The organism is Microbacterium sp. (genome assembly GCF_032084865.1).
Classification (GTDB): domain Bacteria; phylum Actinomycetota; class Actinomycetes; order Actinomycetales; family Microbacteriaceae; genus Microbacterium.
This window is the reverse complement of sequence record NZ_DAMDLU010000046.1, coordinates 1-19,793: the sequence shown is the minus strand read 5'-3', so window position 1 is coordinate 19,793 and position 19,793 is coordinate 1. Positions and strand designations below refer to the sequence as shown.

Annotated in this window: 19 protein-coding genes, 2 tRNA genes and 1 pseudogene; 18 read left to right on the top strand and 4 right to left on the bottom strand. The window is 68.3% G+C overall.

Annotated features, from left to right (window positions below):
* From whiA to RT309_RS06695, 7 genes are all read left to right on the top strand, one after another.
* Window positions 1-283: DNA-binding protein WhiA (gene whiA / locus RT309_RS06725; RefSeq protein WP_313356099.1), on the top strand; the 283-nt coding region annotated here is incomplete at its 5' end.
* A gap of 196 nt (window positions 284-479) precedes the next feature.
* Window positions 480-1,106: a superoxide dismutase gene (locus RT309_RS06720; RefSeq protein WP_313356098.1), complete on the top strand. Its 627-nt coding sequence runs from the start codon at window positions 480-482 to the stop codon at window positions 1,104-1,106.
* 100 nt (window positions 1,107-1,206) lie between these two features.
* On the top strand, window positions 1,207-2,217 hold the full coding sequence (gene gap / locus RT309_RS06715) for a type I glyceraldehyde-3-phosphate dehydrogenase (protein WP_313356097.1): 1,011 nt from the start codon (window positions 1,207-1,209) through the stop codon (window positions 2,215-2,217).
* A 3-nt stretch (window positions 2,218-2,220) separates the two neighbouring features.
* Window positions 2,221-3,435 (top strand): phosphoglycerate kinase, encoded by a 1,215-nt coding sequence (locus RT309_RS06710; RefSeq protein WP_313356096.1) that lies wholly within the window; start codon window positions 2,221-2,223, stop codon window positions 3,433-3,435.
* On the top strand, window positions 3,426-4,238 hold the full coding sequence (gene tpiA / locus RT309_RS06705; protein ID WP_313356095.1) for a triose-phosphate isomerase: 813 nt from the start codon (window positions 3,426-3,428) through the stop codon (window positions 4,236-4,238). The genes RT309_RS06710 and tpiA overlap by 10 nt, the downstream gene beginning before the upstream one ends.
* An 80-nt stretch (window positions 4,239-4,318) precedes the next feature.
* A complete protein-coding gene (gene secG / locus RT309_RS06700) occupies window positions 4,319-4,567 on the top strand; it encodes a preprotein translocase subunit SecG (protein WP_071643096.1) in 249 nt (82 codons plus the stop codon).
* Window positions 4,567-4,923 (top strand): RNA polymerase-binding protein RbpA, encoded by a 357-nt coding sequence (locus RT309_RS06695; RefSeq protein ID WP_313356094.1) that lies wholly within the window; start codon window positions 4,567-4,569, stop codon window positions 4,921-4,923. The genes secG and RT309_RS06695 overlap by 1 nt, the downstream gene beginning before the upstream one ends.
* 145 nt (window positions 4,924-5,068) lie before the next feature.
* Here the strand turns inward: RT309_RS06695 and RT309_RS06690 are convergent.
* Window positions 5,069-5,139 (bottom strand) — tRNA-Gly (locus tag RT309_RS06690).
* Between the two features lie 129 nt (window positions 5,140-5,268).
* On the opposite strand from RT309_RS06690, the gene RT309_RS06685 reads away from it, so the two are divergent.
* The 5 genes and pseudogenes from RT309_RS06685 to RT309_RS06665 all read left to right on the top strand — a co-directional run bounded on the left by RT309_RS06685 (window position 5,269) and on the right by RT309_RS06665 (window position 8,794).
* Window positions 5,269-5,342: transfer RNA gene (locus tag RT309_RS06685), tRNA-Pro, on the top strand.
* A 60-nt stretch (window positions 5,343-5,402) separates the two neighbouring features.
* Window positions 5,403-6,863, top strand: coding sequence for a trigger factor (gene tig, locus RT309_RS06680; RefSeq protein ID WP_313356093.1), 1,461 nt, complete (start codon window positions 5,403-5,405; stop codon window positions 6,861-6,863).
* A 63-nt stretch (window positions 6,864-6,926) separates the two neighbouring features.
* Entirely contained in the window at window positions 6,927-7,445 is a 519-nt protein-coding gene (locus RT309_RS06675) for a tetratricopeptide repeat protein (protein ID WP_313356092.1), read from the top strand.
* Between the two features lie 89 nt (window positions 7,446-7,534).
* A pseudogene (locus RT309_RS06670) lies at window positions 7,535-8,137 on the top strand (ATP-dependent Clp protease proteolytic subunit); the annotation flags it as partial.
* A 15-nt stretch (window positions 8,138-8,152) separates the two neighbouring features.
* Complete coding sequence (locus RT309_RS06665; protein ID WP_313356091.1) at window positions 8,153-8,794, top strand: ATP-dependent Clp protease proteolytic subunit; 642 nt, start codon at window positions 8,153-8,155, stop codon at window positions 8,792-8,794.
* Between the two features lie 158 nt (window positions 8,795-8,952).
* Here RT309_RS06665 and RT309_RS06660 read toward each other — a convergent pair whose 3' ends face one another.
* Window positions 8,953-10,401 carry a DUF222 domain-containing protein gene (locus tag RT309_RS06660; protein ID WP_313356090.1) on the bottom strand — a complete coding sequence of 483 codons (1,449 nt, stop codon included), beginning with the start codon at window positions 10,399-10,401 and terminating at the stop codon, window positions 8,953-8,955.
* Between the two features lie 278 nt (window positions 10,402-10,679).
* Between RT309_RS06660 and RT309_RS06655 the strand changes: the two genes are divergently transcribed.
* The 6 genes from RT309_RS06655 (at window position 10,680) to RT309_RS06630 (ending at window position 16,893) form a co-directional block, all read left to right on the top strand.
* Window positions 10,680-11,615: a sugar-binding domain-containing protein gene (locus RT309_RS06655; RefSeq protein WP_313356089.1), complete on the top strand. Its 936-nt coding sequence runs from the start codon at window positions 10,680-10,682 to the stop codon at window positions 11,613-11,615.
* Window positions 11,612-12,613: a deoxyribose-phosphate aldolase gene (gene deoC / locus RT309_RS06650; protein WP_313356088.1), complete on the top strand. Its 1,002-nt coding sequence runs from the start codon at window positions 11,612-11,614 to the stop codon at window positions 12,611-12,613. The genes RT309_RS06655 and deoC overlap by 4 nt, the downstream gene beginning before the upstream one ends.
* Before the next feature lie 14 nt (window positions 12,614-12,627).
* A complete protein-coding gene (locus RT309_RS06645) occupies window positions 12,628-14,070 on the top strand; it encodes an aldehyde dehydrogenase family protein (RefSeq protein WP_313356087.1) in 1,443 nt (480 codons plus the stop codon).
* Window positions 14,067-14,918, top strand: a complete 852-nt coding sequence (locus RT309_RS06640) for an aldehyde dehydrogenase family protein (RefSeq protein ID WP_313356086.1) — start codon at window positions 14,067-14,069, stop codon at window positions 14,916-14,918. Before RT309_RS06645 ends, RT309_RS06640 begins: the two co-directional genes overlap by 4 nt.
* Window positions 14,919-15,064: 146 nt before the next feature.
* Window positions 15,065-16,333, top strand: coding sequence for an ATP-dependent Clp protease ATP-binding subunit ClpX (clpX, locus tag RT309_RS06635; protein WP_313356085.1), 1,269 nt, complete (start codon window positions 15,065-15,067; stop codon window positions 16,331-16,333).
* Between the two features lie 5 nt (window positions 16,334-16,338).
* Entirely contained in the window at window positions 16,339-16,893 is a 555-nt protein-coding gene (locus RT309_RS06630) for an NUDIX hydrolase (protein WP_313356084.1), read from the top strand.
* Window positions 16,894-16,958: 65 nt separating this feature from the next.
* On the opposite strand, the gene RT309_RS06625 is transcribed toward RT309_RS06630, so the two are convergent.
* Together RT309_RS06625 and RT309_RS06620 are read right to left on the bottom strand one after the other, a co-directional pair.
* Complete coding sequence (locus tag RT309_RS06625) at window positions 16,959-19,010, bottom strand: M3 family metallopeptidase (RefSeq protein ID WP_313356083.1); 2,052 nt, start codon at window positions 19,008-19,010, stop codon at window positions 16,959-16,961.
* A 23-nt stretch (window positions 19,011-19,033) separates the two neighbouring features.
* Window positions 19,034-19,793: LysR substrate-binding domain-containing protein (locus tag RT309_RS06620; protein ID WP_313356082.1), on the bottom strand; the 760-nt coding region annotated here is incomplete at its 5' end.

Sequence of the window (19,793 nt, the reverse complement as noted above, 5' to 3'; positions counted from 1 at the left end):
GCGTCGCTCGGCGCAGGCGGCCGTGGCCGCGTGCGCTCGCGTCGAGCGTGCACTCGAGATCCTGGGCGACGACGTGCCCGAGCACCTGCGCACCGCGGGAAGCCTCAGGCTCGCACATCGCGACGCGAGCCTCGACGAGCTGGGGCACCACGCCGACCCGCCGCTGACCAAGGACGCCGTGGCCGGTCGCATCCGACGGCTGCTCGCCATGGCCGACAAGCGCGCCCAGCAGGAGGGCATCCCCGGCACCGAGGCCGCTGTGCCCGCCGGTCTCGACGGCTGAAGTCGCGGCGACGCGCGGACCTGCGCCCGCCGGATTCGCGCCTGTCGAATCCTGTCGGCCGAGTCCGTCATTCGGAACATCCGGCCGCGAGCCGTGTTGTCGTCAGTAGGATGAAAAACGTCTGCTCTGCGAGGCACTTCGGCGTCGCAGAGGATCGGCAAGCGCCGCGGCGCGGCGCGGATTGGATGAAATCGACATGGCGACTTACACGCTCCCCGACCTTCCCTACGACTTCGCGGCACTGGAACCGCACATCAGCGGCAAGATCATGGAACTGCACCATGACAAGCACCACGCCGCATACGTCGCCGGTGCCAACGCGGCACTCGACGGCCTGGCCGAGGCCCGCGACAGCGGCAACCTCGCCAACGTGAACAAGCTCGAGAAGGACCTCGCGTTCAACCTCGGCGGGCACGTCAACCACTCCATCTTCTGGACCAACCTCTCGCCCGAGGGTGGCGGACAGCCCGAAGGCGAGCTCAAGGCCGCGATCGACGAGTTCTTCGGCTCGTTCGAGAAGTTCCAGGCGCACTTCGCCGCAGCTGCGGCCGGCATCCAGGGTTCGGGCTGGGCGGTGCTCAGCTGGGACCCGATCGGCGCTCGCCTGATCATCCAGCAGCTGTTCGACCAGCAGGGCAACACCGCACAGGGCACCATCCCGCTGTTCCAGCTCGACATGTGGGAGCACGCCTTCTACCTCGACTACCTCAACGTGAAGGCCGACTACATCAAGGCCGCGTGGAACATCGCGAACTGGGAGAACGTGGCGTCACGCTTCGAGATCGCGCGCGAGAAGACCTCCGGTCTGCTGGTACTGTCGTGAAAGACCGGCGTCCTGATGGGCGCTCGGCCCATTAGGACGCCGTTGTCCGTGCATTCCGTAAGAATTACGCATTTCCCCGAGTAAGAACCAGGAGACTTTCGTGTCTGTCAAGATCGGTATCAACGGCTTCGGTCGTATCGGACGTAACTTCCTTCGTGCGGCGCTCGCACAGAACGCTGACATCGAGATCGTCGCGGTCAACGACCTCACGGACAACGCCGCACTGGCGCACCTGCTCAAGTACGACTCGGTGGGCGGCCCGCTCGGCGTCGAGGTCACCCACAAGGGCGACGTCATCACCGTCGGCGGCAAGGACATCAAGGTGTTCGAGGAGCGCGACCCCGCAGCCCTGCCGTGGGGCGAGCTCGGCGTCGACATCGTCATCGAGTCCACCGGCCGCTTCACCAAGGCGGCCGACGCCTCGAAGCACATCGCCGGTGGTGCCAAGAAGGTCATCATCTCGGCGCCCGGCACCGATGTCGACGGCACGTTCGTGATGGGCGTGAACGAGGACACCTACGACTCCGCCACGATGAACGTCATCTCGAACGCCTCGTGCACCACCAACTGCCTCGCGCCGCTGGCCAAGGTCTTCAACGACAAGTTCGGCATCGAGCGCGGCTTCATGATGACAGCGCACGCCTACACCGCAGACCAGAACCTGCAGGACGGCCCGCACAGCGACCTGCGCCGTGCCCGCGCGGCGGCGATCAACATCGTCCCCGCCTCGACCGGTGCGGCCAAGGCCATCGGCCTCGTGCTCCCCGAGCTCAACGGCAAGCTCAGCGGCTCGTCGTACCGCGTGCCCGTTCCCACCGGCTCGATCGTCGACCTCACGATCATCGCCGAGCGCGACGGCCTGACGGTCGACGAGATCAACGCCGCGTACCGCGAGGCGGCAGCCGAGGGGCGTCTGCAGGGCATCCTGGAGTACACCGAGGACCCGATCGTCTCGAGCGACATCCAGCTGAACCCGCACTCGTCGATCTTCGACGCGGAGCTGACCAATGTCAGCGGCAACCTCGTCAAGGTCTCGAGCTGGTACGACAACGAGTGGGGCTACTCCAACCGCCTCGTCGACCTCACCGAGTACGTCGCCGAGCGTCTCTGAGTCATGGCGCTGCGCACTCTCGAGTCACTGGGGTCCCTGGCGGGCAAGCGGGTCATCGTCCGCTGCGACCTGAACGTCCCGCTGAAGGACGGCGTCATCACCGATGACGGTCGTGTCAGGGCCTCGCTGCCCACCCTCACGGCCCTCACCGATGCCGGCGCACGCGTGATCGTGTGCTCGCACCTGGGGCGGCCTGACGGCGCGCCCGACCCCCAGTACAGCCTCGAGCCGGTCGCGCAGCGACTGTCGGAGCTGCTCGACGCGCCCGTCGCCTTCGCGACGGACACCGTGGGCGACTCCGCACGCGAGGTCGTCGCAGGTCTCGAGGACGGCGCGATCGCCGTCCTCGAGAACCTGCGGTTCAACCCCGGTGAGACCTCGAAGGACGACGCCGCCCGCGGCGCGTTCGCGGGCCGGCTCGCCGAGCTCGGCGATGCCCTCGTCTCGGACGGGTTCGGCGTCGTGCATCGCAAGCAGGCCAGCGTCTACGACCTGGCCGAGCTGCTGCCGTCCGCCGCGGGACTGCTGATCGCCGCCGAGCTGGACGTTCTCGACCGGCTCACCGAGAACCCCGAGCGCCCGTACACGGTCGTGCTCGGCGGATCGAAGGTGAGCGACAAGCTCGGCGTGATCTCGCACCTGCTGCCGCGCGTCGATCGGCTGCTCATCGGCGGCGGGATGCTCTTCACCTTCCTCGCGGCGGAGGGGCACCCTGTGGCCGCCAGCCTGCTCGAGAAGGATCAGCTCGACACCGTGCGCGGCTACATCGCCGAGGCGAAGGAGCGCGGCGTCGAGTTCGTGCTGCCGACCGACGTCGTGGTCGCCTCCGGATTCGCAGCCGACGCCGATCACGAGATCGTGGCGGCGGATGCCATCGAGCAGAGCTCGTTCGGGGCATCCGGGATCGGTCTCGACATCGGCCCCGACACCGCGGCTGCGTTCGCCGACGCGGTGCGATCGTCTTCGACCGTCTTCTGGAACGGACCGATGGGCGTGTTCGAGTTCCCGGCCTTCGCGGCAGGGACGAAGGCCGTCGCGCAGGCGCTCACCGAGATCGGCGGCCTCGGCGTGGTCGGCGGCGGGGATTCCGCGGCCGCCGTGCGACAGCTCGGATTCTCGGACGATCAGTTCGGACACATCTCGACGGGCGGAGGCGCCAGCCTCGAGTTCCTCGAGGGCAAGAAGCTACCGGGCCTCACGGTCCTCGGATGGGAGTGAACCCTGTGACCAGCGCGCAGAACCGCCGCACCCCGCTCATCGCGGGCAACTGGAAGATGAACCTCGATCACCTGCAGGCCGTCGCGACCGTGCAGAAGCTGCACTGGACGCTGAAGGATGCCGGGCACGAGGGCGACTCCGTCGAGGTGGCGGTGTTCCCGCCGTTCACCGACATCCGCAGCGTGCAGACGCTCATCGACGCCGACAAGATCCCGTTCGCGCTCGGCGCGCAGGACCTCTCGGCGCACGACTCGGGGGCCTACACCGGTGAGGTGTCGGGTGCATTCCTGTCGAAGCTCAACGTCGGCTACGTGATCATCGGTCACTCCGAGCGTCGCGAGCACCACAGTGAAGACGACTCGGTCGTGAACGCGAAGGTGAAGGCCGCGCTGAAGCACGGCCTCGTCCCGGTGATCTGCGTGGGCGAGACCGCCGAGGACCTCGAGAAGTTCGGTGCCAGCGCGGTTCCGGCCGGCCAGCTCGAGAAGGCGCTCGAGGGTGTTCCCGCGTCGGCGGACATCGTCGTGGCGTACGAGCCGGTCTGGGCGATCGGCTCGGGTCAGGCGGCGACTCCTGCTCAGGCGCAGGACGTCTGCGCCGCGCTGCGCGGCGTGCTCGCCACGGTGCTCGACGAAGACGCGGCTGCTCGCACCCGCGTGCTCTACGGGGGATCGGTCAAGTCGAGCAACATCGCCAGCTTCATGCGCGAGCCCGACGTGGATGGTGCGCTGGTGGGCGGCGCGAGCCTCGTCGTCGACGAGTTCGCGGCGATCGTGCGCTTCCAGAAGCACGTCGGCGTGTGAGTCGGGACGGGGCGCGAGAGCGCCTCGTCCTATAATTGACCGCTAGACGGGCATTCCGGCCCCGGCGAAAGGCTTTCCTCGTGCAGGTTCTCGAGTTCGTTCTGCAGGTGCTCACTGGCGTGACCAGTGTGCTGCTGACGCTCCTCATTCTTCTTCACAAGGGCCGCGGTGGCGGCCTGTCCGATATGTTCGGCGGGGGGATGTCGGCTGCGGTCGGCTCGTCCGGTCTCGCCGAGCGCAACCTCAACCGATTCACGATCGTGCTCGCCCTGATCTGGTTCATCTCGATCGTCGCGCTCGGTCTCATCACGAAGTTCCAGGTGATCTGATGGCTACCGGAGGAAACGCGATCCGCGGCACACGTGTCGGCTCGGGTCCCATGGGAGAGCAGGACCACGGCTACCACGCCGACCGCATCCCCGTGTCGTACTGGGACGGACTCGGCAACGAGACCGTTCGATACTTCGCGGCCGGGCTTCCCGATGAGGAGATCCCCGAGACCATCGATCACCCGCAGAGCGGCCTGCCCGCAGGGCGCGATCGGCAGAACCCGCCGATGCTCGCCAAGCCCGAGCCGTACAAGACGCACCTCGCGTACGTGAAGGAGCGCCGCACCGACGAAGAGGCCGAGCAGCTTCTCGAGGATGCCCTCACGCAGCTGCGCGAGCGCCGCGGCGGCAACTGAGAGTCGACGTGCAGAACCCCCGGAGTCACCGACTCCGGGGGTTCTTCGCGTCACGGGCTCTGCGCGGGCCGACGGTCGAGTCGGATGCCGAGAGCGCCACGCATGCGAGAAGGCCCCCACCGTGAGGTGGGGGCCTTCTCAGGAGAGGGGATGACGGGAATCGAACCCGCGTCATTAGTTTGGAAGACTAAGGCTTTACCATTAAGCTACATCCCCGGAATTCCGGCGGTGTCTCGCCCTCTCAGGTGCCCGCTGAGCGGAGCACCTCGTAAAGCATAGCGGACGGAGCCACGTGTTCCGTCCGTTAGACTCGTCAGGGCCGTTCCCGTGTGCGCGGGTTCAAGCCGGGGCGTAGCTCAGCTTGGTAGAGCGCCCGCTTTGGGAGCGGGAGGTCGCAGGTTCAACTCCTGTCGCCCCGACTCGACCCCACGACCTTCCAGCCGCGTTCTGCGCGGAAACCACAAGGAGAACACACCAGCATGGCGAACAGCACCGTCGAGAAGCTGACCCCGACCCGGGTCAAGCTCACCATCACGGTCACCCCGGACGACCTCAAGCCGAGCATCGCGCACGCCTACGAGCACATCGCGCAGGACGTCCAGATCCCCGGCTTCCGCAAGGGCAAGGTGCCGGCTCCGATCATCGACCAGCGCATCGGCCGCGGCGCCGTCATCGAGCACGCCGTCAACGAGGGCCTGGACAAGTTCTTCCGCGAGGCGACCGCCGAGCACAAGCTCCGCATCGTCGGTCGTCCGTCGGCCGAGATCACGCAGTGGCCCAACGAGAAGGACTTCTCGGGCGACCTGCTCGTCGACGTCGAGGTCGACGTGCGCCCGGAGATCGAGCTCCCCGACTACGCGGGCATCACCCTCGAGGTCGACGCCGTGGAGGCCGACGAGGCCGCCCTCGACGCCGAGCTGGAGAACATGCGCGCCCGCTTCGGCACGCTCATCCCCGTCGACCGCCCCGCAGCCAAGGGCGACTTCGTCGAGCTGGACCTCGTCGCCACCATCGACGGCGCCGAGATCGATCGCGCCGAGGGCGTCTCCTACGAGATCGGCTCCGGCGAGCTCCTCGAGGGCATCGACGACGCGATCGAGTCGCTCACCGCCGGTGAGGACACCACCTTCCGCTCCGCCCTCGTCGGTGGCGACCACGCCGGCAAGGAGGCGGAGGTCTCCGTCACCGTCAAGGCCGTCAAGGAGCGCGAGCTTCCCGAGGCCGACGACGAGTTCGCGCAGATCGCGAGCGAGTTCGACACCATCGCGGAGCTGCGCGACAGCCTGCGCGAGCGCGTCGAGCAGCAGGGCGTCTTCACGCAGGGCTCCGCCGCCCGCGACAAGCTCGTCGAGACGCTGCTCGCGCAGATCGAGATCCCGGTCCCGCCGCAGCTCATCGAGGACGAGGTGCACAACCACCTCGAGGGCGAGGGTCGTCTCGAGGACGACGTGCACCGCGCCGAGGTGACCGAGGCCAGCGAGAAGCAGTTCCGCACGCAGGTGCTGCTCGACACGATCGCCGAGAACGCGAACGTGCAGGTCTCGCAGGAGGAGCTCAGCCAGTACCTCATCCAGTCGGCCGCGCAGTACGGCATGGCTCCGCAGGAGTTCGTCGAGGCGCTGCAGGGCGCAGGCCAGCTGCCCGCGCTCGTCGGCGAGGTCGCCCGCAACAAGGCACTGGCCGCGACCCTCGGCAAGGTGAACATCGTCGACAGCAACGGCAAGAAGGTCGACCTGTCCGAGTTCATCGGCGACGCCGAGGACGATGACGCGGCTGAGGCTGAGGCCGTCGAGGACAAGCCCGCCAAGAAGGCTCCGGCGAAGAAGAAGGCTCCGGCCGCGAAGGACGCCGACGCCGAGGGTGACGCAGAGAAGCCGGCCAAGAAGGCTCCGGCCAAGAAGGCTGCGGCGAAGAAGGACGAGGCCGAGAAGGCCGAGTGATCATCGCATGATCGAACGAAGGGCGGATGCTGCGGCATCCGCCCTTCGGCGTAGGAGGGGCGTGTGAGGAAAGACGACATGGATCAGGTGCCCGACCGGTGGCAGTCGCGCGTCGACGCGGTGTGGGACGACGACGCGCTGCACGAGAGGGAGCGCATCACGCGGATCGACGAGATCGCCGCGGAGCTCGACGCAGGGCATCCGGTCGCGCTGTTCGAACGCGCCGGTGCGCGCGACAGCGCGGGGGAGGAGGAGGCGGCCGAGCCGCTCTATCGGGCCGCGCTCGACGCCGGCCTCGATCCCGAGCGGCGCACGCAGGCGGTCATCCAGCTCGCCAGCACCATCCGTAACCTCGGCAGGGTCGACGAATCGCTCGCGCTGCTGGCTGACGAGTACGAGCGCACGCGCGGACGGCCGCTGGCCGATGAGGCGGCGGCGTTCTTCGCGCTCGCGCTGGTCTCGTCGGGTGACGCGACGCGCGGGGCATCCATCGCCCTGACCGCACTCGCCCCGCATCTGAACCGCTACACGCGTTCGGTGACCGGGTACGCCGCCGAGCTGCTCGAGGGGCCGGGGGCCTGAGCGCCGTCTCGCCACGCTGATATGCCGACGGCGAACACGGCCGGGGGCGCACGCCGCCGCCGGTAGATTCGAACCACCGACACACGGAAACAGGAGCTGACATGGCTGAACCCCTGATGGCGACGAGCGTCTTCGACAGACTGCTCAAGGACCGCATCATCTGGCTGGGCTCTGAGGTGCGCGACGAGAACGCGAACGAGATCTGCGCGAAGATCCTCCTTCTCGCCGCCGAGGACTCGGAGAAGGACATCTACCTCTACATCAACTCTCCCGGTGGGTCGATCACCGCGGGCATGGCGATCTACGACACCATGCAGTTCGTGCCCAACGACATCGTCACGGTCGGCATCGGCATGGCGGCCTCGATGGGCCAGCTGCTGCTGACCAGCGGCACCAAGGGCAAGCGCTACATCACCCCCAACGCCCGCGTGCTCCTGCACCAGCCGCACGGCGGCTTCGGCGGAACGGCGAGCGACATCCAGACCCAGGCGCAGCTGATCCTGTCGATGAAGCGCCGTCTCGCCGAGATCACGGCCGGCCAGACCGGCAAGACGGTCGAGCAGATCAACGCCGACGGTGATCGCGACCGTTGGTTCACCGCCACCGAAGCCCTCGAGTACGGCTTCGTCGATCACATCCGCGAGCACGCCAGCGACGTCACCGGCGGCGGCGGCACCGGCGCAGACCAGTAAGGAAGGAACACACGCATGCACACCCCCACCTTCCGCGCTGCCGGAAACCTGCCCTCCAGCCGATACGTCCTCCCGCAGTTCGAGGAGCGCACGGCTTACGGCTTCAAACGTCAGGACCCGTACAACAAGCTGTTCGAGGACCGCGTGATCTTCCTCGGCGTGCAGGTCGACGACGCGTCGGCCGATGACGTCATGGCTCAGCTGCTCGTGCTCGAGAGCCAGGATGCCGAGCGGGACATCACCATGTACATCAACTCGCCCGGCGGCTCGTTCACCGCGATGACGGCGATCTACGACACCATGCAGTACGTCGCGCCGCACATCCAGACGGTCGTGCTCGGGCAGGCCGCGTCGGCAGCGTCCGTGCTGCTGGCCGCCGGAACCCCGGGCAAGCGCCTCGCCCTGCCGAACGCCCGCGTGCTCATGCACCAGCCGGCGATGGGCGAAGCCGGACAGGGGCAGGCCTCCGACATCGAGATCCAGGCACGGGAGATCCTGCGGATGCGCACCTGGCTCGAGGAGACCATGGCGCATCACACCGGAAAGCCGGTCGAGCAGGTCAACCGCGACATCGACCGCGACAACATCCTGTCCGCGAACGAAGCACTCGAGTACGGCATCGTCGATCAGGTGCTCACCTCGCGCAAGCGCGCCTGAGCCGCTTCACTGACGCCCCTTCCGGCCGTCGCCGTCCACGCAGACTCCGCTCTGCGGGCGAGTGGCGACCGGAGGGGGCGTCGACGCTTGTCCGGAGTCGTAGCGAATCGCCGGTGGGGCAGAACGTCGGCTCACTTCCGGCAGGGAGTGGCGCCGGCTCAGGTCCGCGGCAACACGTCGCGCTGGCGTCGTCGCGCGTGCAAGGCGCAGAGTCTCGGCGTGCGCCACTTCTGCTCGGCGTCCCACCACGCCGGCCCGCGGATCTGGGGCAGTCCGCTGTTCATGCGGATCTCCCACCCGGACTGGCCGAGGGATCGGTGGTGCCACCAGCAGAGGGGCACGCCGTTGTCGGTGTGGGTGGGGCCGCCGCGGGCGTGCTCGATGACGTGGTGGATCTCGCACCAGGTCGCCGGGACGTGGCATCCGGGGATGAGGCATTCCCGGTCTCGGGCGACGATCGCGCGCCGTTGATACACGGTGAACACCCGGTCGGTGGTCGTGATCCCTACGATGCGGCCTTCGTCGAACAGCACGCGTTGGATGGCTCCGGTGCAGGCTGTGTGGGTGGCGACGTGGAGGGGTACGGCGCTCTCGGATCCGGGCAGGGTCGCCCAGCCGGTGCCGGATGTCAGATCGGCGGCGTCGACGTGCACGACCAGAGTCGGGGCGGCCCCGCCGAGTGAGGGCATCTCGCTGTGTCGAGCGGCGATCCCGAGAGCGGCGGCCAGGGCGTCGTGTCGCTTCTGGGCGGGAGTGCGCGGATCGATCACCTTGCGCGGATCGCTGTTGAACTCGTCATCGCTGCAGGGGTCGTCGTCGAAGGTGAAGTGGACGCCGGTGTCGGGAGCACCGCCGACTTTCGGGTTGTTGTACGCGTCGTCGATGAGCTGGAACTGCGCGGCCAGCTCGGGGGTGAGGTGTCCTCGCAGCGGGTGCAGGCCGTCGCGCACCCGACCGATCGTGAACCCCCGGCGCGCCTGGGCACGCTCATCCGACGGCTCGGCGCCGTCGGGGTCGAGAGCGATCGCGAGAGCCGACGCGAACTGCTTCAGCTCTTCCGCCGAAGCCCGCGGCGCCTGCCCGCGATCACCGTGATCGGCATCGTCGTCTGCGCCCGGAAGTTCGTCGCCGCGGGCGAACGCCGCGAGGTTCGCGTCGGCCCACATCCGCTGCTCGACGGTGATCCGATCCCGCCCGCGCTCCAGTGGCGCGACGGATGCGAGCAGACCGGCGACGCCGACGGCACCGTCGAGTAGCGCCTCGCGCATGGCGGGCCAGCGGGCCGGCATCCGCTCGCCCGACACGAGATTCGTCTCACGCTGCACCGCCTCTGCCGCCCGGATGATCCGCGCCGCGGAGGGCGCGTCGACCAGCGCTGCCCGTCGCAGCATCTCGTTCATGCCGCGGCACCCGGACCGATGCCCGAAATCCGTATCGGAGGTGGCGACGATCTCGACGATGCCCGCATCGGTCAGCCGCGAGATCTCACCGAGCCCGGCGAGAGCCTCCGCACGCTCGGCGTCGGAGAGCCCCGCAAGAGTGTCGCCCGACAGCAGATCGCGCAGGTCGGCGGCGACCTGAGCGAGAGCATCGGCGGGGCTGTTCATACCCCCATTCTGACGAGGGCCACCGACATTGGCGGGGGCGGTTATCCCCAGATCAGAAGACTTTTCGGGACGAGTTCTGCGGATGTCGAACCCGGCCCCGAGAGGAAGAGATCGGCGCGCACCTGAGAGTCCGCCATCTGTCGCGAGATCGCACAGGGCCGTAGGCGAAACCGACCGCTTGACGCGAATGCGCGAAAAAGCAGCCGTCGTGTGCTCATCTGAGCAAGGGCCTGCGCGGCTGACGGTGGTCTCATAAGCTGGATGCGAAGGAGGATGCCGTGGACGACGAACTGCTGATGGTGCGTGTCGCCGAGCTCTCGTACGACGAGAACAAGACGCAGGACGAGATCGGCGCCCTCCTCGGCATCTCCCGCTGGAAGGTCGGCCGTCTGCTCGTGCAGGCCAGGGAACGCGGCATCGTGCGCATCGAGATCGTGCACCCCCGCGCCCGGTGGCTCGGTCTCGAGCGAGAGCTGATCGAGCGGTTCGGGCTGAGGGATGCCGTGGTGGTGCCCGCACCGGACGAGCAGGATGTCGTTCTCGAGCGCGTCGCACGTGCGGCCGCCGACATGCTGACGGCCCTGCGCCCCGTGCCGCGCACCCTCGCCGTGAGCTGGGGGCGCACTCTCACCGCCATCGCCGACGCGCTGCCGGAGGGGTGGGCGCACGGGGTCACCGTGGTGCAGGCCAACGGCGGAGTGAGCCTGAACCGTCGAGCCGGCGGTGCGGCATCCGTCGCCGCCACGATCGCCCACCGCGGGAACGGGCAGGCGATGCTGCTGCCGAGCCCCGCGATCCTCGAGCGCGTCGAGACCAAGCTGGCCATCGAGTCCGACCGCACTGTCGCCGCGATACTCGAGCAGGCTGCGGCCGCCAACACGTTCCTGTTCACCGCAGGACCCGCCGATGCGGGGTCCGCCCACGTCGAGAACGGCTACCTCACCCCCGACGACATCGCCGCGCTCGTCCGACGCGGCGCCGTCGGCGATCTGCTCGGCCGCTACATCGACGCGGACGGCAACATCGTCGATCCGCAGCTCGACGCGCGAACCGTCGGCGTCGCCCTCGAGCACCTGCGAGCCGCACCCCGATCCATCTTCGTCACAGCCGGTGCCGCCAAGCACGACATCGCGCGTACAGTCGTGAGCACCGGCCTGTGCAGCATCGTGGTGACCGACGAATCCACCGCCCGTGAACTCCTGGAGGACAAGTGACGACAACAGAACTGGCTCGCCGCAGCGCGGTCGATGTGCTGGGCGGTGAGCCCGACGACCAGACCTTGCGGCGCTTCCTGCATGGACTGCCCGGCGTCGACGCCGTCGGCCTCGAGCAGCGCGCGGCCGGCCTCGGAACCCGCTCGATCAAGACGACCTCGAAGGCGTGGGCGCTCGACAAGATCATCTCGCTGATCGACCTGACCACCCTCGAAGGCGCCGACACCGCCGGCAAGGTGCGCTCGCTGGTCGCCAAGGCGAAGACGCCGGATGCCGGTGACCCGAGCACCCCGCTCGTCGCCGCCGTCTGCGTGTACGGCGACATGGTCGGCCACGCCGTCGAAGCGCTCGGCGCGCTGCACGGCGACCCCGACGACGGACGCATCTCGGTGGCCGCCGTCGCGACGGCCTTCCCGTCGGGGCGGTCGTCGCTCGAGATCAAGCTGGCCGACACCGCGGATGCCGTCGCCGCGGGCGCCGACGAGATCGACATGGTCATCGACCGCGGTGCGTTCCTCGAGGGACGCTACGGGTTCGTGTTCGACCAGATCGCCCAGGTCAAGGAGGCGTGCCGACGCGAGGACGGCAGCCACGCCTCGCTCAAGGTCATCATGGAGACCGGTGAGCTGAACACCTACGACAACATCAAGCGTGCGTCGTGGCTGTCGATCCTCGCCGGTGGCGACTTCATCAAGACGTCCACCGGCAAGGTGCAGCCCGCAGCTACCCTGCCGACCACGCTGCTGATGCTCGAGACGGTGCGCGACTGGCATCGCGCGACGGGCGAGAAGATCGGTGTGAAGCCGGCCGGCGGCATCCGATCCTCGAAGGACGCCATCAAGTACCTCGTCACGGTCGCCGAGACCGCGGGGGAGGAGTGGCTGCAGCCGCACCTGTTCCGCTTCGGCGCCTCGAGCCTGCTCAACGACGTGCTGCTGCAGCGTCAGAAGCTCATCTCCGGACACTACTCCGGACCCGACTACGTCACCATCGACTGACAGGAAGAGTGCATATGTCATTCCTGGAATACGCTCCGGCCCCCGAGTCGAAGGCGATCCTGAACCTCAAGGACAGCTACGGTCTGTTCATCGACGGCGAGTTCGTCGAGGGCAGCGGCGACAGCTTCCACACCATCTCACCCGCCGACGAGAGCCGTATCGCCGAGATCTCCACGGCGTCCGACGACGACATCGACCGAGCGGTCGCGGCAGCCCGGCGCGCGCATGACAGGGTGTGGTCGAAGATGAGCGGCCGCGACCGCGGCAAGTACCTCTTCCGCATCGCGCGTCTCGTGCAGGAGCGCGCCCGCGAGCTCGCCGTCGCCGAGAGCCTCGACAACGGCAAGCCCATCAAGGAGAGCCGCGATGTGGATGTGCCGCTGGTGGCATCCTGGTTCTTCTACTACGCAGGCTGGGCCGACAAGCTCGACTACGCCGGCCTCGGCGCCGGCCCGCGTTCACTGGGCGTCGCCGCGCAGGTGATCCCGTGGAACTTCCCGCTGCTCATGCTCGCGTGGAAGGTCGCCCCCGCTCTCGCCGCCGGCAACACTGTGGTGCTCAAGCCCGCCGAGACGACCCCGCTCACCGCGCTGATCTTCGCCGAGATCCTGCAGCAGGCCGACCTTCCCGCCGGAGTGGTCAACATCGTGACCGGTGCCGGCGCGACGGGCGCGACCCTGGTGCGGCATCCGGATGTCGACAAGGTGGCCTTCACCGGCTCGACCGGTGTCGGTCGAGAGATCGCCAAGGCCATCGCGGGCACCGACAAGAAGGTCACGCTGGAGCTCGGCGGCAAGGCCGCGAACATCGTGTTCGACGACGCGCCGATCGACCAGGCGGTCGAGGGCATCGTGAACGGGATCTTCTTCAACCAGGGGCATGTGTGCTGCGCGGGCAGCCGTCTGCTCGTGCAGGAGTCGATCCACGACGAGGTCATCGACCGGCTCAAGCACCGTCTGTCGACGCTGCGGCTCGGCGACCCGCTCGACAAGAACACCGACATCGGCGCGATCAACTCCGCCGCTCAACTGGCACGCATCCGCGAACTCAGCGACATCGGCGAGGCCGAGGGCGCTGAGCGCTGGACGGCGGACTGCGCGATCCCCGAGAGGGGATTCTGGTTCGCCCCGACGATCTTCACCCGTGTCGAGGCCTCGCACCGCATCGCCCGTGACGAGGTCTTCGGACCTGTGCTGTCGGTGCTCACCTTCCGCACCCCGGCCGAGGCGATCGCCAAGGCCAACAACACGCCCTACGGATTGTCGGCCGGCATCTGGAGCGACAAGGGCTCGAGGATCCTGGCTGTCGCCGACCGGCTGCGTGCCGGAGTGGTGTGGGCGAACACCTTCAATCGATTCGATCCGTCGAGCCCGTTCGGCGGCTACAAGGAGTCCGGCTACGGCCGTGAGGGCGGCCGCCACGGTCTGACCGCGTACCTGAAGGGAGCCTCGGCATGAGCAAGCGCCTCACTGTTCCGAAAACGTACAAGCTGGCGATCGGCGGCGCGTTCCCGCGCAGCGAGTCCGGGCGCACGTACGAGGTCGTCTCAGCGAAGGGCGCCTTCCTCGCGAACGCCGCGAAGGCATCGCGGAAGGATGCCAGAGACGCGGTCGTCGCCGCCCGCGCTGCGGTGAAGGGCTGGTCGGGCGCCACGGCGTACAACCGCGGCCAGGTGCTGTACCGCGTCGCCGAGATCCTCGAAGGCCGCCGTGCGCAGTTCATCGACGAGATCGTCGACCAGGAGGGCCTGTCCGCGGGCGCCGCCGGTGCGCAGGTCGACGCGGCCATCGACATGTGGGTCTGGTACGCGGGCTGGTGCGACAAGTACGCCCAGGTCGCCGGCAACGCGAACCCGGTGTCGGGGCCGTACTTCAACATCTCGGTGCCCGAGCCGACCGGCGTGGTCGCGACGATCGCGCCGCAGGACTCCGCGCTGCTCGGCCTGGTCTCGGCCGTCGCGCCGGCGCTGGTCACCGGCAACACGGTCGTCGTCGTGGCGAGCGAGCGATTCCCGCTGTCGGCCATCAGCCTGGCCGAGGTGCTCGCGACCAGCGACGTGCCGGGCGGAGTGGTCAACGTGCTCACCGGGTCGCCGGCCGAGATCGGGCCGTGGCTGGCATCCCACGCCGACGTCAACGCGCTGGACCTCACCGGCGCCGGCTCTCTGGACTGGGTCGACCTCGAGATCGCCGCGGCCGACACGCTCAAGCGCGTGCTGCGTCCTGGCGGGAGCGAGCCCACGCTCGACCGGATCACGGCGTTCACCGAGACGAAGACGGTGTGGCACACCAAGTCGATGGTGTGAGCGGCTGAACGGCAGCATCGCACAGGGGCCCGATTCCGCCGACGGCGGAGTCGGGCCCCGTGTCATCCGCCCGTCAATGCGGCCCGACGTCGGGGCCAGCGGTTACGCTCGAAGGACGATCTCTCATTCCCCCGAGGAGGACGCGCATGGCACGCATCGGTGAAAGCGCTGATCTGTTCAAATGCTCTTTCTGCGGCAAGAGCCAGAAGCAGGTGCAGCAGCTCATCGCCGGTCCCGGCGTCTACATCTGCGACGAGTGCGTCGAGCTGTGCAACGAGATCATCGAAGAGCGCATGGCCGAGGCCGGCAGCGGTCCCGCGGCCGACTTCGAGCTGCCCAAGCCCCGCGAGATCTTCTCCTTCCTCGAGGAGTACGTCGTCGGACAGGACGCCGCGAAGCGCTCGCTCGCCGTCGCCGTCTACAACCACTACAAGCGCGTGCGTGCCCGCGGCACGATCCAGTCCGCCGAGCAGAAGGCGGAGGAGGTCGAGGTCGCGAAGAGCAACATCCTCATGCTGGGCCCCACCGGCTGCGGCAAGACCTACCTCGCGCAGACTCTCGCCAAGCGCCTGAACGTGCCGTTCGCCGTCGCCGATGCGACGGCTCTCACCGAGGCCGGCTACGTCGGCGAGGATGTCGAGAACATCCTTCTCAAGCTTCTGCAGGCGGCCGACTACGACACCAAGCGCGCCGAGACGGGCATCATCTACATCGACGAGATCGACAAGATCGCTCGCAAGGCCGAGAATCCCTCGATCACCCGCGACGTCTCCGGTGAGGGCGTGCAGCAGGCTCTGCTGAAGATCCTCGAGGGCACGGTCGCCTCAGTTCCGCCGCAGGGCGGGCGCAAGCACCCGCACCAGGAGTTCCTGCAGATCGACACGACGAACGTGCTGTTCATCGTCGCCGGTGCCTTCGCCGGGCTGGAGGAGATCATCTCGGCCCGCGTCGGCAAGCACGGCGTCGGCTTCGGCGCTCCGCTGCACGACAAGGGCAAGGACCTCGACCTGTTCAGCGAGGTGCTGCCAGAAGACCTGCACAAGTTCGGGCTCATCCCCGAGTTCATCGGCCGTCTGCCGGTCGTCACCTCGGTGGCGCCGCTCGATCAGGATGCCCTGGTCGACATCCTCACCGGTCCCCGCAACGCGCTCGTGAAGCAGTATCAGCGCATGTTCGACATCGACGGCGTGCAGCTGGAGTTCGAAGACGACGCGCTGCGTTCCATCGCCGACCTCGCCGTGCTGCGCAAGACCGGCGCGCGCGGCCTCCGGGCGATCCTCGAAGACGTGCTCGGCCCGATCATGTTCGAGATCCCGTCGGCGGAGGATGTGTCGAAGGTCGTGGTCACGAAGGCCGCGGTCGAGGACGGCGCCCCTCCGACGGTCGTCCTCTCGCGCAAGCGCAAGAGCGCCTGAGCGGCGTGACAGACGACGAGCGTCCGCAGCCCTGGAGCGTCGCCGACAGCACGCAGATCGTCAGAGACCGCTGGATCGACCTGCGCGCCGACACGTGCGTCGACGGTCGAGGCCGTACCATCGCGCCCTACTACGTTCTGAACCCGGCCGACTGGATCACCGTTCTCGCCGTCGACGAGGCCGGTCAGGCGATCGTCGTCGAGGAGTACCGACACGGTGCCGGCACCGTCGCGATCGGACTGGTCGGCGGCGCGGTGGACGAGGGAGAGAGCCCGCCGGATGCCGCGCTGCGCGAACTGCGGGAAGAGACGGGCTACGTCGCGGGCGAGATCATCGACCTCGGCTCGACCTGGGCGAACTGGGGCAACCACACCAACCGGTCGCACCACTTCCTCGCGCTGGGCTGCCGCCGGTTCGCCGCGCAGTCGCTCGACGACAGCGAGCTGATCACCGTGCACCTGGAGCCGGTCGACTCCCTCGGCGATCGGCTCGAGCAGAGCTACCATCTGCTCACGTGGATGAAGGCGATGCCGCGGCTGCACGCGACTGGAGCCGACTGAGCCGGGCATCGCCGAAGCTTGAAAGTCTCCGAAGTACGGCCACGGCCGAAGCCAGCGCCGGGCCCTCAGCCCTCCAGCCCGCGGCGCTTCAGCAGCGGGGCGATCTCGGCATCCCGACCGCGGAAGTCGCGGTAGGCCTCCAGCGGATCCTTCGAGCCGCCCACGCCGAGCACGCGCGAGCGGAAGCGGTCGCCGTTCTCGCGCGTGAGCCCGCCGTTCGCGCGGAACCACTCCACCGCGTCGGCGTCGAGCACCTCACTCCAGATGTAGGAGTAGTACCCCGCGCTGTATCCGCCCGAGAAGACATGCGCGAAGTACGCCGAGGAGTAGCGGGTGGGCACGACGGGGTTCAGCAGCCCCACATCGGCCAGCGCCGCGCGTTCGAACTCCGCGACGTCACCCGCTGCCGAGCCGGCACCGACCCGGTGCCAGGCCTGGTCGAGCCAGGCCGCCGCCAGGTACTCGCTCGTCGCGTGTCCCTGATCGAATGTCTCCGACGCGCGCAGCCGCTCGACGATGCCGGCGTCGAGTGGCTCGCCGGTCTCGTGGTGACGTGCATAGCTGCTCAGCACCTCGTGCCACAGGATCCACATCTCGTTGACCTGACTGGGGAACTCGACGAAGTCACGGAACACGTTCGTCCCGGAGAAGTGCGGGTAGGTGACGCGAGCGAACAGCCCGTGCAGGGCATGCCCGAACTCGTGGAACAGCGTGGTGACTTCGTCGAGGGTCAGCAGCGTGGGCATCCCGTCGGCGGGTCGTGAGACGTTGAGATTGTTCGCCACCACCGGCAGGGTGCCGCGCAGAGCCGATTCGCTGACGATCGGGTTCATCCACGCACCGCCGCGCTTGGTGTCGCGGGTGTACAGGTCGAGCACGTACAGCCCGACCGCCGAACCGTCTTCATCGTGCACCTCGAAGACCCGCGCATCCGGATGGTACGACGACAGATCCGAGCGCTCGGTGAAGGTGATGCCGTACAGCTTCGTCGCGGCGAAGAAGACACCGTCGCGCAGCACCCGTTCGGCCTCGAAGTACCCTCGAAGCTCGGCCGTGTCGATGTCGAAGCGGGCCTGACGCACCTTCTCGGTGTAGAACGCCCAATCGTGGGCCTCGAGGGCGAACGGCTCGGCCTCGTTCTCGTCGATGATCCGCTGCAGCGCCGCACCCTCGCGCTGAGCGTTGCGAGCCGCTGGAACCGCGAGCTCGCGCAGCATCCGCTCCACCACCTCAGGGGTGCCCGCTGTCTCGTCGGCCGTGATGTACGCCGCGTGCGATTCGTATCCCAGCAGCGCTGCCCGCTCGGCGCGGAGCGCGACGATCTCGGTGAGCACCGCGCGGTTGTCGTTCTCGTTGCCGCGTGAGGCACGGGCGAGCGACGCCTGCATGATGCGGCGGCGGCTCTCGCGCGCGGTGAGGGATGCCAAGTACGGATGCCCGCTGAACAGCGGCAGCGAGACGAGCCACCTGCTCTGAAACCCGCGCTCGGCAGCGGCGCGGGCGGTGGCGCTGAGCTCTCCCTCGGAGAGGCCGTCGAGGTCCTCGGCGTCGTCGAAGATCACCGCGAGATCGTTCGTGTCGCTCAGCAGGTTCTTCTCGAAAGTCGTGCTGAGGGTCGACAGGCGCTGGTTCAGAGCGGTCAGCCGCGCCTTCGACTCGTCGTCGAGCGCGGCCCCCGCATGCGTCATCTCGCGGAAGTGCCGCTGAACGAGGTAACGCTGCTCATCGGTGAGGTCGAGCCGGTCGAGCATCGAATGCAGCTGCGCCACCCGCCCGTACAGCGCACCGTCCAGGCGGATCGCGTCGTCGTGCGCGGCCATCAGCGGGGCGAGCTGCTCATCGATCTGCTGGATCTCGGGCGTCGCATCCGCCGAGCTGACGGTGTAGAAGGCGTGGGCGACCCGATCCAGCGTCTCGCCGCTGCGCTCCAGAGCCTCGATGGTGTTCTCGAAGGTCGGCATCGAGCGCACCACGGTGATGGCCCGCACCTCGGTGAGGTGCTCGTCGAACGCCGCAGCGAATGCCGGCAGGTAGTGCTCGGGCCGGATGCTCGCGTACTCGGGCATCCCGTACGGAAGCGTCGAGGGGGACAGCAGCGGATTCGAGGCCTCGGTCATGAGCCGAGTCTATGATCACACCGTCAGCGGCTGAGGCGGCCCATCACCCGCTGCAGTCCTTCGACGACCAGCCGGACGCTGCGTCGGCGCAGGGTCTCGGGGCGGGCGAGAACATCGATCAGCCGATGCGTGCTCACACCCAGCAGGGGGATCCGCACGATCTCGCTGTCGTCGACGCTGCGCGAGGTGAAGCGGGGGAGCAGCCCCACGACGTCGCCTGCGGCGACGGCGGCGGCCACCGCCCCGTAGTCGTTGATGCGATGCTGCACACGGGGAGCGACGTTCGCGACGGCGGCGATAGCACCCAGCACGTCATCGGGTGAGTAGCCGATCCGGCTCGTCACCCAGCGCTCGGCGGCGATGTCCGACGGTGACACCGACGAGCGGTCGGCGAGCGGATGCGATGTCGCGACCGCCACGTCGAGCGGCTCGCGCACGAGGGTCAGACTGCGCACACCCTGCGACGGCCAAGGTTCGGAATGCTCCATCCGATGCGCGAGCACGAGGTCGTACCGCGCGGTGAGAGCGGGGAACTCGCTCTGCGCGACGTCCTCGTCGGTCAGCTGCACGGTCGGCGAGTCGTCGCTCTCGGCGAGGTCGCGCAGCAGGGCGCCGAACAGAGCCTGACCGGCGCTGTGGAATCCGCTCACCGTGACCACTCCTGCAGCATCCTGCTCGAACGCCTCCAGCGCCCCGCGGGCGGCGGCCATGGCGTCGAGTGCCGCGCCGCCCGCCTCGGCGAGAACCCGACCCGCAGCGGTCAGCACGAGAGTGCGCCCCTGG

Bases quoted from the DNA above. Each gene is read 5' to 3' on its own strand.
- RT309_RS06665 (WP_313356091.1), top strand. From the start codon at position 8,153: ATGCACACCCCCACCTTCCGCGCTGCCGGAAACCTGCCCTCCAGCCGA.
- RT309_RS06625 (WP_313356083.1), bottom strand. From the start codon at position 19,010: ATGACCGAGGCCTCGAATCCGCTGCTGTCCCCCTCGACGCTTCCGTAC.
- RT309_RS06720 (WP_313356098.1), top strand. From the start codon at position 480: ATGGCGACTTACACGCTCCCCGACCTTCCCTACGACTTCGCGGCACTG.
- RT309_RS06710 (WP_313356096.1), top strand. From the start codon at position 2,221: ATGGCGCTGCGCACTCTCGAGTCACTGGGGTCCCTGGCGGGCAAGCGG.
- RT309_RS06695 (WP_313356094.1), top strand. From the start codon at position 4,567: ATGGCTACCGGAGGAAACGCGATCCGCGGCACACGTGTCGGCTCGGGT.
- clpX (WP_313356085.1), top strand. From the start codon at position 15,065: ATGGCACGCATCGGTGAAAGCGCTGATCTGTTCAAATGCTCTTTCTGC.
- RT309_RS06645 (WP_313356087.1), top strand. From the start codon at position 12,628: ATGTCATTCCTGGAATACGCTCCGGCCCCCGAGTCGAAGGCGATCCTG.
- tpiA (WP_313356095.1), top strand. From the start codon at position 3,426: ATGGGAGTGAACCCTGTGACCAGCGCGCAGAACCGCCGCACCCCGCTC.
- RT309_RS06640 (WP_313356086.1), top strand. From the start codon at position 14,067: ATGAGCAAGCGCCTCACTGTTCCGAAAACGTACAAGCTGGCGATCGGC.
- tig (WP_313356093.1), top strand. From the start codon at position 5,403: ATGGCGAACAGCACCGTCGAGAAGCTGACCCCGACCCGGGTCAAGCTC.
- RT309_RS06660 (WP_313356090.1), bottom strand. From the start codon at position 10,401: ATGAACAGCCCCGCCGATGCTCTCGCTCAGGTCGCCGCCGACCTGCGC.